Genomic DNA, 14,602 nt, shown 5'->3' on the forward strand with positions numbered 1-14,602 from the left:
CACGATGCGGCCACCGGACACGATTGCTTGCCGCAGCCCTTCCGGGACAGGAAAGGTCTCGGTTTCCACCCCGTAACGGCTGATCTCGGCCCACACGTGCGGCTGCAACGGATGCACCCAGGTGCCTCCCAGCTCCATCGCATGCCCGTCGTGGTCGGCCGTGTAGGTCCGCCCACCCAACCGATCACGCGCTTCCACCAGCACCGCGCTCCGCCCCCGCATCGTCAATTCACGCGCAGCTGTCACCCCCGCGAACCCGCCCCCAACGATCACCACATCCGGACTCGATTCGGTCACCGCCACCGTAATCACCCTCCGATCGTCTGTCCCCGGACGCGACAGACGGCACGGCGCACACCGCACCGCCGCACCCGGGCCGAGTCACAACGCACGCTTCGAGGCAACCCGGCGTGCGCCACGTCTGAACTCTGGTGCGGGGGGGGGAGATCCTGACCTCATCCCGCATGGGTGAGGTCAGCGAGCAACTGCGGTGGCCGACCTCATCGGCCAGCGGGCATCCCACATGGGGTGCGCAGGCGGCACCCCGCAGAACGGCCAATCCGCCCAGGCATGCCCGTCCTGCGAACCTGGCTCTCCACATGACGGCGATCAGCCACATCCTGATACTGAGGACGTGCTATACCGCGTCAACGATGCACTAGGTTTCGGACATGCCCAAGGCTGCCCCGGACTTGCTGGCGATCGCCTCCGCGCTGCTGCCTGGCGTACAGCTAGACGACGCCTTCACCGCAATCGACGGCAATATCCACCATGTGCTGCTGATCCCCGGCATCGCCGCCGTCCGAGTCAGCAAGCGGCCGCTGGCCGCCGCGTCGATGCCCCGCCGGGTGGAGGTATTGCGACAGCTGGCTTCCGCCGACCTGCCGTTCCAGGTGCCCGCGCCGCTCACGCCCGTGACCATGTTCGGCGATCGGGCCGCTGTTGCTGTGTCGTGGATTGGCGGTGTCGCCTTGCCCAAGGGAGTCGGCGATCCGCAGCAGGTGGCCGACGCGTTGGCTGCTGTGCGCTCCGTGCCACTCAGTGAGTCGCTGCTTTCGGCCCTGGACGGCCGGGCGCTGGGTCCGTCGTGGTCGACGGTCATCGCCGAGGAGATCCTGCCCCGGCTGCCGGCCCGCTGGCAGTCCGAGGGACGGCGGCGTCTCGACGCCGCCCTCGCCCTGGAGCCCGTGCCCGATGCGTTGGTGCATGGCGATCTCGGCGGGTCCAACGTGCACTGGTCGGCGGACGGAAAGCTACTCGGCATCCTCGACTGGGACATGGCCATGCCCGCCGACCCCGCTATCGACGCCGCCCTGATGGTTTGGCACGGCTGGGACAACGTCCGCCGCGCCGTTCCCGCCGCGACCTACCGCCGCGCACGTACTTGGGACGCCCTGTTCGGCGTCGGCCACCTTGTCGCCACTATGAACGGCCGCCCCATGACCAACCCCGACGGCTTCGTTGCCGCGGTCGTCCCCTGGCTTGAGGCGAACACCTCCGCGAGTCACATTTAAGTCCAGATAATCGTGCGCTTCCCCGACGGCGCCGCCGGCGAGGCGTTCTTCGAGAAGAATCTCCCCCGCGGTGCGCCCGAGTGGGTTCAGACCGTGACGCTGCCCAGCTCCGGGTCCCGCAGCGGCCGCGGCCCGGGCACGATCACCTACCCGTTGATCGAGGAACTGCCGAGCCTGGTGTGGGCGGCCAATCTCGCCGCACTCGAGCTGCACGTGCCCCAGTGGAGGGTCGGCCCCGGCCCGAAGCGCCGGTCCCCGGACCGGCTCGTGTTCGATCTCGACCCCGGCGAGGGTGCCACGGTGGTCGAGTGCTGCCGGGTGGCCGAGCGGCTGCTGGAGGTCCTGACCGCCGACGGGCTCACCCCGCTGCCCAAGACCAGCGGTTCGAAGGGTCTGCAGGTGTACTGCGGTGTCCGCACGCGGCAGCCTGAGCGCACGTCGGCCTACGCGAAGGCGGTCGCCGAGCAGCTCGCCGCCGAGCTGCCCGAGCTCGTGGTGTCGAAGATGGCGAAGAACCCGCGCACGGGCCGCGTGCTGATCGACTGGAGCCAGAACCACGTCTCGAAGACCACCATCGCCCCGTACTCGCTGCGCGGCCGCGCCACCCCCACCGTGTCCACGCCGATCACCTGGGACGAGGTCCGCGCCTGCCGCACCCCGGCCGAGCTGACCTTCACCGCCGACGACGTACTGCACCGCGTCGACGAGCTCGGTGACTTGCTCGCCGACCTGCACGACACGCGTCCGATCCGGGAGATCCCTTTGGGTGATATCCGCAGCGCACCGCACCCACGTATCGTCCTGCGTCGCGGGCTCGGGGGTTCCCAGACCCCGGGTCACCGGGCCCGCCTGTCAGACGCTCAGCGTGCCACCGCTCTACGGCGTGCACTCACCGCCGGATCGCGTACTGACTGGACGGCTGCTTCGAGTTCGCGATCACGTCGTCCCAGGGCACCACGAAGCCGGTGATCTCCGTCAGGCACCCCGCGCACAGCACGTCGCCGGGGCCAGGCTCGGACTTCTGGCACTTCGCGCGCGGATGTCGAGGCCGGCGGCGCGCGGGTGCCGTACGCGGAGCTGCACTGCCACTCCAACTTCAGCTTCCTCGACGGCGCCAGCCACCCCGAACAGCTCGTCGAAGAAGCCGCGCGGCTCGGGCTGGACGCGGTGCTGCTATCCGATCACGACGGCATTAACTGGACTTTGACGTGGGCCGTTCGATTAGCTTTCGTCAGTGACCCCAACCATCCGCACTGAACACCTGTTGTTGGAGCCGTACCAGCGATCCGACGAGGAGACCTTCGTAGCCCTGTTCACCGATGAGGCGGTGATCCGTTGGGTCGGGGGTGGGCCGACGTCCGAATCCGGCAGTCGAGCGCTGTTCGGAAGAGTATTCTCCTTGGTATACGCGGAGAATCGGTTCGACGTGTGGGCGGTGCGTGCCGACGGGCACCACATCGGACACGCCGAAATCAAGCCCAGCAAGGACATCGACGGCCACGAATTGATTTACGTGCTGGCCAGGCAAGCGTGGGGGCGAGGATCGGCACCGAGTTGGCGCAGGCAATCGTCGCGTACGGTTTCCACACGCTGGGGTTTGCCGAGGTGTACGCCACAGTGCACGAAGACAACCAGGTATCGCTCCGGCTGCTGGACAAAAACGGCTTCCAGCACGTCAAGGACATCTTGCGGGATGACGGGCACGCCACCCGGGTGCTCGTCAGCCGCCGGGCCGCTGGCGCAAGCGCACCCGGTTGATCATGGGAGCAGCCCATGGGTGACAAACCGGGTTTTCCGGACTACGCGAGCGGCAGCGTGCTCGACGGTGTCCCACAGCCAGCCTTGTCCGGCACGAATAGAGTCGCGAAACCAGTCCGCCGATTGACGTCCGAGCCCACCCCACCCGCACGTCCGGGAGTATGGGCGAGCAGAACGTGCCACCAGCGGCGATCAAGCCGGATCGCCGCACCGACCGCAGGGAGATGACCTCGGTGACCGCAGGAAACTCCACACCGGCGACTGCCGCAGTGACCGCGCTCGTCACCGACCTGGCCCGGCGGCTGGCGAGCGAGGGCCTGCCCGAGCACGCGGCCGACCTGCGCAGCACCCACCCGACCGCGCCGGACGCGCCTGCGGCGCCGAGCGCCGCCCTGCCTGCCCTACGCCACCTGCCGAAAGCCCTCCGCATCGCGCGGACGGACGACGCGACCGGACTGGCGCAGGCGCTGACGTCCGCGCGATGGACGCAGACCAACACATACGTCAGAAATCCACCCAACGAACGCTTCCTGCGCGGCTACGCACACTGCACCCTGCTCGGCCCCGCCACCGCGCTACCCGTAGCCATCGACCCCGCCGGCCTGGTCACACTCGGCGTCCTGCTGCTCGGCCCCCACCTGCACTACCCACCTCACTGGCACCCCGCCGACGAGGTCTACCTACCGCTCACCACGGCCCGCTGGTCCACCGACCAATCCCCCTACAAAGCACGCGAACCCGGCACGATCCTGCACCACACCCCCACCCAATCCCACGCCATCCACACCGACGCCGTCCCCCTCCTCGCGCTCTACCTCTGGCGCGGCGACCTCCACACACCCGCACGCCTCATCACCCCACCCCACTGAAACCCCCTCATCAACGCTCAACCGAGTGCGTACGACGACACCCGCAAGCGCGAGCTCAAGAACGGGCGGCCGCCAGCTTCTTCTCGGTCGCCGGCGGCGTTCTGACCCCTGCTCGGTGTCCCCTGCATCAGCTGCCTGCTCGAGCTTCTCGCCCAGCGAGCCCCGCCCAGCTCCTGCCCACCAGCACTCGCGCGACTGGTGACCTCGACCGTGCAACGGGTTGAACGATCCGCTCCGTCTCCCCATCACCGGCGGCCCAGGCTGGCACCGCGGGCGCGCGGGCGAACAGTCAGCTCGCACCAACCCGACGGAGGGACAGAAGGCATGAACGTTCCCACAGCTGACGGCACGGTGCGCATGCTGCTGCTCACCTCCGACGTCGACGAGCCGGGCACCGTCCAGTTCGACACGGTCATCCCCTACCACCTGGGCGCCGACGGCATCGTCTACTGGAATGCGCCCTGCGAATCCGGGTTGACCTTCGTGCTCCTCAACCTCGATCCCACAGGCCTGCCCAGTGGCGTTGTGCACCAGCGGCCCGACGGTTCCGAAGTGCTGCGCACGATCGACGGCTACCGCCTGGAGGTCGACACCGGACACGGAGTGGCGGTCTTCGCACCGAACGGGCAGCGTCGATCGGTGACCGGCATCTTCCTCGTCAAGCCCTAGCGCCCGCCTCGCCCGCCGGTAACGGCATCGGCGGCGAGGGCGACCGGGTGGTGTGCGCACCGAGTACTCGACCGACGAGAGGCCAACGCGGGGGCCGACCGGCCGCGGCCATGGCTACAACCTGCAGCTCACCACACCACCCGACGCTGCTCGCCGCCGCCGGTGCGTCCCGGCGAAACGCAAGGCGTATCGGATCTACGCGCAACGGCTGAACAGCGCGACTGCGCTACGGGAGATCCAGAGCCGGTGTCACGGCTCACCGTCTTCGGGCCGATCAGGGCGGCGGCGCGATCGCTCAGCGGTACTGGCTGGTCGTGTACTGGCCGGACAGCTTCTTGGCGTTGGCGAAGGCGACGTCGTAGGCCAGCGGCGCGGTGGCGATGTCGTGCAGGCAGCCGACGCACAACACGCCACCGGTGCCGGGTTCGGCCTTCCGGCACTGGAAGCACTTCTTCGTCGGCTGCTCTTCCTCGGCCACGGCCACACCCTTGCTCTCGTTCACCTCGTTGCGCTGACCGTAGGCCGGGCCGCGTCAGCTGCCGGTGCTCGACATCCCCTCCCGCGGTGTGGCATTCGCAGCATGCCCGCGTTCCGACGATGCCCACCCGCGTCCACCACCCGTTCAGAGCAGCGTGACTGTGACTGTGAGTTCTGTCTGTCACCGTCGGGCAACGTACACCTGCGGGGCCCTCCGTTTGTGAGCCGAAGTTGTCACCGGATGTGAACGACTCTTGTCACCGAACGCCCCGCGCCGGCGTTCCGAATCGCCCCGCGCAGGAGCTCCGAGGCCCGTGACGTCCGGCCGCGCGGGCGTTGACTAGCGCGGCGGTACACGGGGCGAGCTGTTGGGCACCTAGATACAGTGAGCGCTCAACCGTCGGCGTAGGAGGAGACGTCTGTGGTTTATTCCGACAGCCTCGCGTCCGCGAGCTTGAGCAGCGTGCTCGGCGCGATCGCGCGCACCCTGCAGGCCGAGCCGGACGTCGAGACGACCCTCGCGGCGATCGTGAAGGCCGCGGTGGATCACGTGGCCGGCGCCGAGTACGCCGGGATCTCCCTGGTCCAGGACGGCCGGATCCGCACCGTGGCCCCTACCTCCGAGCTCGTGGCCACGGTCGACGAGATTCAGAGCCGCACCGGCCAGGGCCCGTGCCTCGACGCGATCGCCCAGCACGAAATCTTCCGCACCGGCAACCTGTCCGACGAGCGACGCTGGCCGGCTTTCGCGCCCGAAGCCGCGCAGACGGGTATCCGGTCGATGCTGGCCTACCGGCTGTTCGTCACCGAGACCACCCTCGGTGCCCTGTACCTCTGTTCCTCCCGGGTCGACGCGTTCAGCGAACGAACTGAGCAGGACGGTCTCGTGTTCGCAAGCCACGCCGCGATCGCGCTCGTCGGAGCCCAGACCGAAGCGCAGCTGCACGTCGCGATCGATTCCCGTGGCGTGATCGGCATGGCCAAGGGCATTCTCATGGAGCGCCACGATCTCGACGCCGTCCAGGCGTTCCGGATGCTCGTCGAGTCGTCGCAGGCCAGCAACATGAAACTGCACGAGGTCGCCGCCTGGCTTGTCGACCACCGCCGCGAGCTGTAGCTCCGCGCGTACACCGGTCCGGGCCATGGCCGTCCCGGTGGGGCTTCGCGGCGTTGCGGTGGTCGGGGCTGGTCACGGCGTTGTCGATGTTCACCCTCGGGTGCCTGCGGGTACTGCTCGATACCGGTGCGCCGGTGACCGGGGAGAGGAGCACCAGCCGTGAAGGGTGACATCGAGACCTACTTCGAAAACCCGCAGTAGAAAAACAAGGTCGAGGGCAGCCGCCGGGCAGCGAACATCCACGACACAAAGAAGGCGGCCCAGACCAAAGGCCGCGATAAACTTCATCCGCAACAAGGACGGCCGGATCGGGGAACGCAACACCTACGGTCAACACCCCCGCAGCATTCCCGGCTGACCAGCCGCAACACCGGTACTTCCCGACCCTGCGCCTGTGGCTGTGCACCCCGCCGCCCGTTTGACGGATGCGGCTGACCGCTCATCCGCACCTTCTTCGACAACACCACCATCCACGCCACCGAGCTCGGCGCCATCGTGACCATGACCTGACACATCCCGCGGTGATCGTCGAGGCTCGGTCGACAACTCCGCGTAGAACGATTGAGGGTCCGGACCAGCTGGGTAGGTCCTCTAGCGGTGGCCGGACGGTTCAGCAGCGAGCGGTCCGGCCGCCCCACCAGATGGAACGCCACCGCACGCATCGCCCCCCCAGCGGTGCCACATGGTGATCTCGACCCGTACCAGGCAGCCGCGCCTCAACGAGGCCAACCCGCGACCACGCGGCTACGCGGCGGCCGGCCGAGCGAATCCTGAGCTGGTGACAGATACCGCTCACAAGTGACAGATAAAAATCACGGTCACAGTGACGATGGGCATGTTGCGATCAGCGCTCGTCAGGCAGAGCATACGAACACGCGTTCGAGACAGAACCTAGTTGCCGGCTCCCCACGGCGAAGACGTAGTGGGAGCGGTCGATGGCCTTCAACAACCCCCCGATGCCCTGGTCGGAGCTGGAGCGGATCGCGTCCGGCCGGGGAGTCCCGCCCGCACTGCCGGTCGGTGACGAGGAGGCGCCGCGCTCGCACAAGCGGGAGGGCTACCAGCCGCCCCAGGGCCTGCGGCCGCGCGCGGATGTCGAGGCCCGCGGCGCGCGGGTACCGTAGGGGTCGCCGTAGAACTTGCCGAAAATCTGGCGGATATGCCTGACCAGCGGTGATCAGCCGCTGGTAGCGCGCTGCTCAGCGATGACACTGTGGGCTGTGCCGATGGACAGCTTGGTGGCGCGGGCGATAGTGCGGATGGACTCGCCGTCGGCGTGGCGGGCGAGGACGATGCGGCGTTTGTCGGCGTCGACGACGCCTGGTCGGCCGCCAGTGCGGCCGCGGGCGCGGGCGGAGTCGAGGCCGTTGCGGGTTTTGCGGACGATGTCGCGGCGGCGGTCCTCGGCCAACGCCAGTGCCATGTCCAGGATGAGGTTGCGCTCGGTGTGCTCGCCGGCGGCGATGCCCTCGAGGACCTTGACGGCGATGCCGCGGGAGAACAGGTCGTTGAGCACGAGCAGGCCCTCGATGAGGTTGCGGCCGAGCCGGTCGACCTCCTGGACAGTGAGCATGTCCCCGGTCCGCATGTAGTCGATCGCCGCGGTCAGCGCCGGACGGGCGCCGGTCGTTTCGGCTAGTGTCGTCGCTCGTGATCGATGACGTGAAGGTGCGGTCCTCCGGACTTCTTCCGGTTGGTGGCGGGCATGAGATCTACTGGGAGGAGTCGGGGAACCCTGACGGGATCCCTGCTCTGTACTTGCACGGAGGCCCGGGTGGGGGGCTCGGCACCGGCAAATACCGGAACAAACTCGATCCGGAGCGGTTCCGCATCATCGGTCTGGACCAGCGAGGCTGCGGACGTTCAAGGCCGCTTGTGACGACGGCCGGCTACCGGCTGGAAGACAACACCACGTCCGATCTTGTTGCTGACATCGAACGGGTCAGGGAGCATCTTCACGTCGGCGAGTGGCTGCTCAACGGTGTGTCGTGGGGTTCTACGCTCACCCTTGCCTACGCCCAGGATCATCCGGAAAGGGTGCTGGGCCTTGTTCTCATTGCAGTCACCACGACCGACCGGTTTCAGGTGGACTGGATCACCGAGACAGTCGGGGCTGTTTACCCCGAAGCGTGGGACCGGCTGGCGACGCATGCCGAGCAGGCGGGCATCGGTTATCGCCGACACGAGGGCCGTCTCGTCGAGGCATACGCCCGTTTGATGACCGACGCCGACCCTGAGGTTCGTGACGCGACGTCCCGAGCGTGGATGGACTGGGAAGATCACCACATCTCGATCGGCTCTGGCCATGTCCAGCCACGCACCGGCTGGAGCGATGATCTCCGTGTTTTCGCCACGCTCGTCACGCACTACTGGGCCAACGACGCGTTCCTGAATCCGCCGATTCTGCAGCGAATGGATCGCCTGCGTGGCATCCCAGCCACCCTCATCCACGGTCGGCGCGACGTCAGCGGCCCGGCGGTCATCCCCTGGTTGCTGCACCGTGCCTGGCCCGGCAGCGAGCTGATCATCGAAGAGAGCGAAGGCCACGGCGGCGAGCTCATGGTGAAGGCATGGCGCTCGGCCAATGACCGCCACGCCGATCGTATCGAGTCACGTTGACGAGTGCCGCGTTCCTGCTCGCGCCGTCAGGTCAAAACAAGGTGTCGCGCACACGTAGCGGCCGGTAGCCGGTCGGGCCGAGCTGGGCGAGCTCGCCTTCGATGTCGACGTCGATGGAGCCGAAGAAGTTGATGTTCTCGCTGTGGGCCGCGGAGATGTGGGCCAGGACTTCGTCGTCGATGCGCCGTCCCGCGGTGCGCATCGACTCCACGGCAAGGCCGTAGTACTCCGTCGTCCACGCGACGACTGCGTTGGTGACCAGCGTCAAGCACCACGCTTGCTCGGTCTGGGCCTCTAGGGCGTGTCTGACAAACGTCGTGTGTGGCGGCTGGGATGCTGTCGGTCGTGTCGCGGTTTGAGTTGCTGTCGGATGAGCAGTGGGTGTTGATCGAGGATCTGTTGCCGGTGCGTACCGGTAAGCGGGGTCGTCCGTTTTCGGACGCGCGGGCGATGGTGGAAGGGATCATCTACCGGTATCGGTGCGGGATCGCGTGGCGGGATGTGCCGGCGGTGTTCGGTCCGTGGCAGACGATCTGGACCTGGCACCGTCGCATGGCCGGTGACGGCACGTGGGACACCGTGTTGCAGCGGCTGCTGACCGCTGCGGATGCGGCCGGGATGGTGGATTGGGCGGTGTCGGTGGATTCCACGATCGCGCGGGCGCATCAGCACGCCACCAACATCAGGCGTGTCACAGGGGGCTGGGTCGAACTACACGGATCTGCTCGCCGAGCCGCCTGATCATGCGATCGGCCGCTCGCGCGGCGGCTGGAGCACGAAGGTCCACCACCTCGTCGACGGGAACGGCCGACCACTGGTGACGTTGGTCGGTCCCGGTCAGGCCGGCGACGCACCGATGTTTCCGCACCTGATGCGGCACCTGCGGATCCGTCGGGCTGGGCGTGGTCGGGCACGTACTCGTCCCGACCGGGTCCGGGGCGACAAGGCCTACTCCTCGCGAGCGATCCGCGGGCACTTGCGCACCCGCGGCATCACCGCCGTCATCCCCGAACCTGCCGATCAGGTCGGGCACCGCACACGCCGGGGTTCACGCGGCGGCCGCCCACCAGCGTTCGATGTCCTCGACTACCGCGGCCGCAACGTCGTCGAGCGCGGCTTCAACCTGCTCAAACAATGGCGTGGCTTGGCCACCCGCTTCGACAAGCTGGCCATCGTCTACCGCTCCGCCGTACTCCTCCACGCCGTGATCACCTGGACCAAGGCTTTGTCAGACGTGCTCTAGGTGTCGTGCCCGGACGGTGCCCTCGTGGGCGTAGAGCAGGTCTCGTTTCAAGGCGTGCAGGGACTCGCCCTTGTTCAGCTGCCGGGAGATCTTGCGCCGGTAGGTCGGGTCGGCGAGGTAGCGGGCGGCGTAGATGGTGCGCCGCAGCGCCCCGTACTCCTTCAGCGCCGCCGCCAGCGCGTTCTGCCGGCCGGACGCGGACAGCTTGCCGACCAGCAGGGAGGCGGTGGCGTGCCCGAACTTCAGCGACCCGGCGAGCCGGAGCAGGTCGTCGTAGTGCTCGGCGATCAGGTCGGTGTTGAGCTTGCGGGTCAGCAGCGGCCCGGTGTGTGGGAACTCGGCTTGGACCTGCGCCCGCGACCCGGTGCGGTAGAGGGTGATCTTGCCCAGGTCCCGGATCCGCGGGGACAGCTGCAACCCGAGCAGGTCGAACAGGCCAAAGTTGACCAGCGTGACACCGTGAGTGTCCGTCGCGTGCTCAGCGATGGGAATGTCGGTCGCGTTGCCCAGGATCTCGTCGAGGACGTAGTGGGCCTCGCGTTTCGTGGCGACGATGATCTTCGTGCCGTAGGTGGTGTGCTGGTCGGTCACGTGCGTGTACGTAGACAGTCCCTCGTTCGCGAAGTACCTGCTCAATGCCCTGGCCGTGACCGACTTGCCGCGGGTGGGGAACCGCTGACCATCCGATGAGGACAGGGTGCCGGTACCGAACACCGGGGTCAGCGGCAGTTTGCCGTGGTAGTCGATGATCGCGAGGTTCGCCGCGCGCAGCGTCTCCTCCCGCACGTACCACTCGGCGGTCCAGGCGAGCACGTCGTAGGAGATGCCGCAAGCGTCGGCCATCCGGGTCAGGCCGAGGTTGGTGGAGTTACTGATCACCACCGCGATCAGGTTCCGCTTCAGCTCCGGGGTGCGGGTCTGCTTGGCACCGGCGTGGGTGAAGCAGTCCAGGTAGCCGGTGCGTTTGTCCAGCTCGATCAGCAGCGACACGATCGGCGCGAACGGCAGCATCTCGGTCAGCTCCGCCTTCAACGCGGTCGCCTCGGCCGGAACGTCCTCGGCGGTCAGCGGGGAGATCACTAGGTCGCCGTCGTCGTCCAGGCGCACCGGGCCGTCCCCGGCGGCCAAGACTTCCTCCAGTTCGCCGAGTGCCGCGCCCAGTTCGTCGGTCGCGTCGGCCAGCGCCCGCGCCGGGTCGGTGGGTTTGCCGACCAGCCGGCAGAACTCCGCTCGCTGGTCGGCCCACTTGTTCGGGGTGAGCAGGTAGGCGGCCGGGTCGGAGTAGCGGCGCGAGCCCGGCACGAACACGTCCCCCGTGTGCAGGCCGTCGCGCAACGCCAGCAGCGTGCACAGCTCCCAGTAGTGCCGGTAAGCACTGGTGTTGCCGGACTTCGCCGCGGTGTCCAGGTAGCCGCGCCACCGTGTCGGCACGAAGCCGGTGGGTGCGTCGTCCGGAACCCGTCGGGCGCCGGTGGCGTTGAGCTCGCGCAGAATCTCCACTGCCGCAAGCAGGTCCGTCGCGACGGTGCCGCCGCCGAACCGCACGGTGTCCAGCACCTGTGGAGTGAACTGCCGCAAATACCCGTAGGAGCCGTCGAGCGCGGCAAGATGCCCGTGATCACGCGGCAGCCGCGGCGCGGCCTGCGCGACCGCCGACCGCAGGCGTGGCCACCCGATCCGCTCGCCCCGGATCAGCCCGCCGATCTGGTCGTCTGGGATTCCGGTGTCGGTGAGGATGGTCAGAAGGTCGTCCAGCAGCGCCTGCCGGTCCTCGCCAGCCTTACCGCGTTCGGCCAACGCGTCGCGCATCTTGCGTTCAGCCTTGCTCTCCCGCGCCGAGATGGCCTGGTCGAACAGCTGCACAACCTCGTCGAGCACGTCGGTCGCCGACTGGGCCAGCAGCGTCAGCAGGATCGGGTAGCGGCGCTGCGGATCGCGCCGTTCCCGCGCTTGCGCGGTCAGCCGGCGCCCGACCGTGGCCAGGAAACGGCGCCGCTCCGCGGGCAGCACCGACAAGTCCAGGCTGTCCGCGCCCAGCGCGCGCAGGAACTCCAGCTTCGCGACCTCGGCCTTCACCGCCGCGGGCGAGGCCTCGACCGGCCCGGTGGCCAGCCACCGCAACCGCGTCGTGCGCACCTCCGGGTCGGTGACCAGCAGCCCGTCCAGCGCGGCGCACCGCGTCTCGGTGAACTCGTGTGCCAGCCGGTCGAACGTCTCCCGCCGCGCCGCGGCACGGGCGTGCGCGACCCGCTCGACCACGTCACCGGGCCCGGCCGGATCACCCGTGCCGAGATCAGGTACTCGCACGCCAGCCGGAACAGCAACGTCGGCGAGTCGTGTTCCAGCGCCCGCGCCAGCAGGAACTCGTCCAGCTCCTTGAGCTCCAACGTTGTCGGCAGTCGCCAGCTCAGATACGCAGCGACGAGCCGCAGATGCTCGGTCCGGGTCTTCGCGCGCCGGCCGTAGGACCGCAGAGCGTCCGGATCGATGTCGAGCTGATCGGCCAGCCTGGCCACAGCCACCGGCGGTGCCGCCGACACCTTGTCCGGCACGAAACCCAGCCACGGCAACGTACGCAGCGCCACCGACAGGCCAAGCCGGTCCGCCGGGCCACGCCCGCGGCCGGGATCGACGAACGCCACGTCCGCCGGCGTCAGGGTGAAGAACCGGAACAACTCGTCCCGGCCGATCTCTGGGAACCCCCGCAGACGCTCCAGCTCCTCGTCCGCGAACACCTGCGTCGCCAAACGCGACCTCCCACCAGTACCCCAGATTCCCTGGTCAGGAGCCTACTCAGCGATATCCGCCCGATTTTCGGCGAGTACTACGGCGACCCCACGTTCGAAGCAGCCGCCCGGCAAGCCACCGCGGTGACCGCTGTCGAACCGGAACGGAACGGCGACCACGACGCCGCTCTCGATGTTCCTCAGCACCGGTTCACGCCGCTGAGCTTCGGCGACGCCCGCGCAATCGGCGAGGCCTACCGCAAGGGCGAGGCCGTATTGATCGACCTCACCCAGCTATCCGACCGCATCGCGGTGCGATTCGTGGACTTCAGCGCTGGACTCGGTTTCCAGGCGGGCGGACAGATGAGCCGGGTAGCCAGCAAGGTCTATCTCCTCGCTCACGCCGCCGCACCCTCACCTCCAACGCCCGTGGCGAGGTCCGCCAGCTGATGACTCCGGCCACGGTGGGACAGCAGGCCGCAGCCAGTGCGCCACCGGCCACCCTTGCCTGGCGCGAGAGCAAGAAGCCCGGCAAACCATCACAGGCATGCTGATGCAGCTGCAGGCGCGCTGGCGCGCACTTGGCAAGGAGCACCTCGTGCCCCGCCGGGCCGGTTGTGCGCCTGGCCGAGCACGAGCTCCGTGCTCCGACGCCGGATCAGAACAAGACCGCCCGCACCGCCTCATATCGTCCCAACCAGCCCCTCACGGCAGCCGGTGATCACGACATACTCCGTAGATGAGCGCTGTGGAACTATTCGAGGACGTCAAAACCTTGATCATGTCCTCAGCGTTAGCCAGTGCGGGCGACAACCTCGACGGTATGACACTGGACTTCGACTACTACCTGATCTACACCTGCTCATCGCTGGCTGACGGCACCATCACCAAGACCGCCGACCCCAATCAGCTCCTCATCGCCGCCTGCACCGCGCACCGCGACGCCACACCCACCCTCGTGGCAGAGGAGATCACGACGGCGTGGCTACGAGACCTGCGCTACGGCTTCCGAGAAACCCACCGGCTCCGACAGACCACGACCCGGGTCGAACTGGACTTCGCCACCCAGACCAGCGAGCACGGGATCTTCGTCACTGGCCTGATCACCGTGCAGTGGCCAGCATTCCGATAACCATAGAGATGTGACTCAACGCTTCAGTTGGCCCTCTCGAACGCCACCGCGGCTCGGAGCCCGCCTAGTAACTCGCCGAAAGTCGGGCGGATATGGCTGACCAGCGGTGATCAGCCGTTGGCGGTGCGCTGCTCGGCGATGACGGTGTGGACGGTGCCGATGGACACCTTGGTGGCGTGGGCGATGGTGCGGATGGACTCGCCGTCGGCGTGCCGAGCGAGGATGATGCGGCGCTTGTCGAAGTCGTATCACAGGAGATCGGCAGTGGTGGCTCGGCGCCCTTCACCGACGCGACCCGCGCCCCCCAAGCTCAAGCTTCCACCCTGACCAGTGCCGACGACCTGATGGAGGAACTGGGACGCATCCGTGATGAAGGCTGCGGGTACAACCTCGCGGAGAATCCCAACCGTCCGCACGCGCCGTCGCTGCCCCCGTGTTCAACCACCTCGGTCACGTCGTAGCGGCGGCACGGGCATCG

General features: G+C 68.0%; 15 protein-coding genes and 5 pseudogenes. 14 read left to right on the forward strand and 6 right to left on the reverse strand.

All coding sequences use genetic code 11. From position 1 onward, the window contains the following. Positions 1-3: 3 nt before the first annotated feature. Positions 4-363 (reverse strand): annotated as a pseudogene (locus tag QRX50_RS49980) (FAD-dependent oxidoreductase); the annotation flags it as partial. Positions 364-671: 308 nt separating this feature from the next. Between QRX50_RS49980 and QRX50_RS35415 the strand changes: the two are divergent. From QRX50_RS35415 to QRX50_RS35440, 6 genes and pseudogenes are all read left to right on the forward strand, one after another. Then, on the forward strand, positions 672-1,514 hold the full coding sequence (locus QRX50_RS35415; RefSeq protein ID WP_285967453.1) for a phosphotransferase family protein: 843 nt from the start codon (positions 672-674) through the stop codon (positions 1,512-1,514). Between the two features lie 12 nt (positions 1,515-1,526). After that, the gene (ligD, locus tag QRX50_RS35420) at positions 1,527-2,483 is read left to right on the forward strand and encodes a non-homologous end-joining DNA ligase LigD (RefSeq protein ID WP_285967454.1); all 957 of its coding nucleotides are present in this window, start codon (positions 1,527-1,529) and stop codon (positions 2,481-2,483) included. Between the two features lie 30 nt (positions 2,484-2,513). Beyond that, positions 2,514-2,729 (forward strand): annotated as a pseudogene (locus QRX50_RS35425) (PHP domain-containing protein); the annotation flags it as partial. Between the two features lie 19 nt (positions 2,730-2,748). Further along, positions 2,749-3,272 (forward strand): annotated as a pseudogene (locus QRX50_RS35430) (GNAT family N-acetyltransferase). A 161-nt stretch (positions 3,273-3,433) separates the two neighbouring features. Beyond that, entirely contained in the window at positions 3,434-4,141 is a 708-nt protein-coding gene (locus QRX50_RS35435; protein WP_285967456.1) for a dimethylsulfonioproprionate lyase family protein, read from the forward strand. A 324-nt stretch (positions 4,142-4,465) separates the two neighbouring features. Continuing rightward, positions 4,466-4,810, forward strand: a complete 345-nt coding sequence (locus tag QRX50_RS35440) for a hypothetical protein (RefSeq protein WP_285967457.1) — start codon at positions 4,466-4,468, stop codon at positions 4,808-4,810. A gap of 295 nt (positions 4,811-5,105) precedes the next feature. Here the strand turns inward: QRX50_RS35440 and QRX50_RS35445 are convergent, their stop codons facing one another. Next, complete coding sequence (locus QRX50_RS35445; RefSeq protein ID WP_285967458.1) at positions 5,106-5,312, reverse strand: hypothetical protein; 207 nt, start codon at positions 5,310-5,312, stop codon at positions 5,106-5,108. Between the two features lie 396 nt (positions 5,313-5,708). Here QRX50_RS35445 and QRX50_RS35450 point away from each other — a divergent pair, with 396 nt between their 5' ends. Together QRX50_RS35450 and QRX50_RS35455 are read left to right on the forward strand one after the other, a co-directional pair. Then, positions 5,709-6,404, forward strand: coding sequence for a GAF and ANTAR domain-containing protein (locus QRX50_RS35450; RefSeq protein ID WP_285967459.1), 696 nt, complete (start codon positions 5,709-5,711; stop codon positions 6,402-6,404). Between the two features lie 935 nt (positions 6,405-7,339). Beyond that, the gene (locus QRX50_RS35455) at positions 7,340-7,528 is read left to right on the forward strand and encodes a hypothetical protein (protein ID WP_285967460.1); all 189 of its coding nucleotides are present in this window, start codon (positions 7,340-7,342) and stop codon (positions 7,526-7,528) included. A gap of 53 nt (positions 7,529-7,581) precedes the next feature. On the opposite strand, the gene QRX50_RS35460 is transcribed toward QRX50_RS35455, so the two are convergent. Next, a complete protein-coding gene (locus QRX50_RS35460) occupies positions 7,582-7,977 on the reverse strand; it encodes a recombinase family protein (protein ID WP_353074028.1) in 396 nt (131 codons plus the stop codon). A 77-nt stretch (positions 7,978-8,054) separates the two neighbouring features. Between QRX50_RS35460 and pip the strand changes: the two genes are divergently transcribed. Beyond that, positions 8,055-9,023: a prolyl aminopeptidase gene (gene pip / locus QRX50_RS35465; protein WP_285967461.1), complete on the forward strand. Its 969-nt coding sequence runs from the start codon at positions 8,055-8,057 to the stop codon at positions 9,021-9,023. A 31-nt stretch (positions 9,024-9,054) separates the two neighbouring features. On the opposite strand, the pseudogene QRX50_RS35470 reads toward pip, so the two are convergent. Beyond that, a pseudogene (locus tag QRX50_RS35470) lies at positions 9,055-9,336 on the reverse strand (Tn3 family transposase); the annotation flags it as partial. A gap of 20 nt (positions 9,337-9,356) precedes the next feature. Between QRX50_RS35470 and QRX50_RS50490 the strand changes: the two are divergent. Both QRX50_RS50490 and QRX50_RS50495 read left to right on the forward strand, forming a co-directional pair. After that, the gene (locus QRX50_RS50490) at positions 9,357-9,764 is read left to right on the forward strand and encodes a transposase (RefSeq protein WP_434533174.1); all 408 of its coding nucleotides are present in this window, start codon (positions 9,357-9,359) and stop codon (positions 9,762-9,764) included. Then, positions 9,712-10,266 (forward strand): IS5 family transposase, encoded by a 555-nt coding sequence (locus tag QRX50_RS50495; protein WP_285973609.1) that lies wholly within the window; start codon positions 9,712-9,714, stop codon positions 10,264-10,266. Before QRX50_RS50490 ends, QRX50_RS50495 begins: the two co-directional genes overlap by 53 nt. On the opposite strand, the pseudogene QRX50_RS35480 reads toward QRX50_RS50495, so the two are convergent. Further along, positions 10,261-13,001, reverse strand: a pseudogene (locus QRX50_RS35480) (Tn3 family transposase); the annotation flags it as partial. The gene QRX50_RS50495 and the pseudogene QRX50_RS35480 sit on opposite strands and share 6 nt — an antisense overlap. 135 nt (positions 13,002-13,136) lie before the next feature. Here QRX50_RS35480 and sepF point away from each other — a divergent pair. Both sepF and QRX50_RS35495 read left to right on the forward strand, forming a co-directional pair. Further along, entirely contained in the window at positions 13,137-13,442 is a 306-nt protein-coding gene (gene sepF, locus QRX50_RS35490) for a cell division protein SepF (RefSeq protein WP_285967464.1), read from the forward strand. A 289-nt stretch (positions 13,443-13,731) separates the two neighbouring features. Further along, positions 13,732-14,124 carry a hypothetical protein gene (locus QRX50_RS35495; RefSeq protein WP_285967465.1) on the forward strand — a complete coding sequence of 131 codons (393 nt, stop codon included), beginning with the start codon at positions 13,732-13,734 and terminating at the stop codon, positions 14,122-14,124. A 110-nt stretch (positions 14,125-14,234) separates the two neighbouring features. Here the strand turns inward: QRX50_RS35495 and QRX50_RS50500 are convergent, their stop codons facing one another. Next, positions 14,235-14,351: a helix-turn-helix domain-containing protein gene (locus QRX50_RS50500; RefSeq protein ID WP_434533373.1), complete on the reverse strand. Its 117-nt coding sequence runs from the start codon at positions 14,349-14,351 to the stop codon at positions 14,235-14,237. Here QRX50_RS50500 and QRX50_RS35500 point away from each other — a divergent pair. After that, a complete protein-coding gene (locus tag QRX50_RS35500; RefSeq protein WP_285967466.1) occupies positions 14,301-14,585 on the forward strand; it encodes a hypothetical protein in 285 nt (94 codons plus the stop codon). The genes QRX50_RS50500 and QRX50_RS35500 overlap by 51 nt on opposite strands. Positions 14,586-14,602 lie beyond the last annotated feature (17 nt).

The sequence above is a fragment of the Amycolatopsis sp. 2-15 genome (genome assembly GCF_030285625.1).
Lineage (GTDB): Bacteria > Actinomycetota > Actinomycetes > Mycobacteriales > Pseudonocardiaceae > Amycolatopsis > Amycolatopsis carbonis.

Bases quoted from the DNA above. Each gene is read 5' to 3' on its own strand.
- QRX50_RS35460 (WP_353074028.1), bottom strand. From the start codon at position 7,977: ATGCTCACTGTCCAGGAGGTCGACCGGCTCGGCCGCAACCTCATCGAG.
- QRX50_RS35435 (WP_285967456.1), top strand. From the start codon at position 3,434: ATGGGCGAGCAGAACGTGCCACCAGCGGCGATCAAGCCGGATCGCCGC.
- QRX50_RS35415 (WP_285967453.1), top strand. From the start codon at position 672: ATGCCCAAGGCTGCCCCGGACTTGCTGGCGATCGCCTCCGCGCTGCTG.
- QRX50_RS35455 (WP_285967460.1), top strand. From the start codon at position 7,340: ATGGCCTTCAACAACCCCCCGATGCCCTGGTCGGAGCTGGAGCGGATC.
- QRX50_RS50490 (WP_434533174.1), top strand. From the start codon at position 9,357: ATGCTGTCGGTCGTGTCGCGGTTTGAGTTGCTGTCGGATGAGCAGTGG.
- QRX50_RS35495 (WP_285967465.1), top strand. From the start codon at position 13,732: ATGAGCGCTGTGGAACTATTCGAGGACGTCAAAACCTTGATCATGTCC.
- QRX50_RS35440 (WP_285967457.1), top strand. From the start codon at position 4,466: ATGAACGTTCCCACAGCTGACGGCACGGTGCGCATGCTGCTGCTCACC.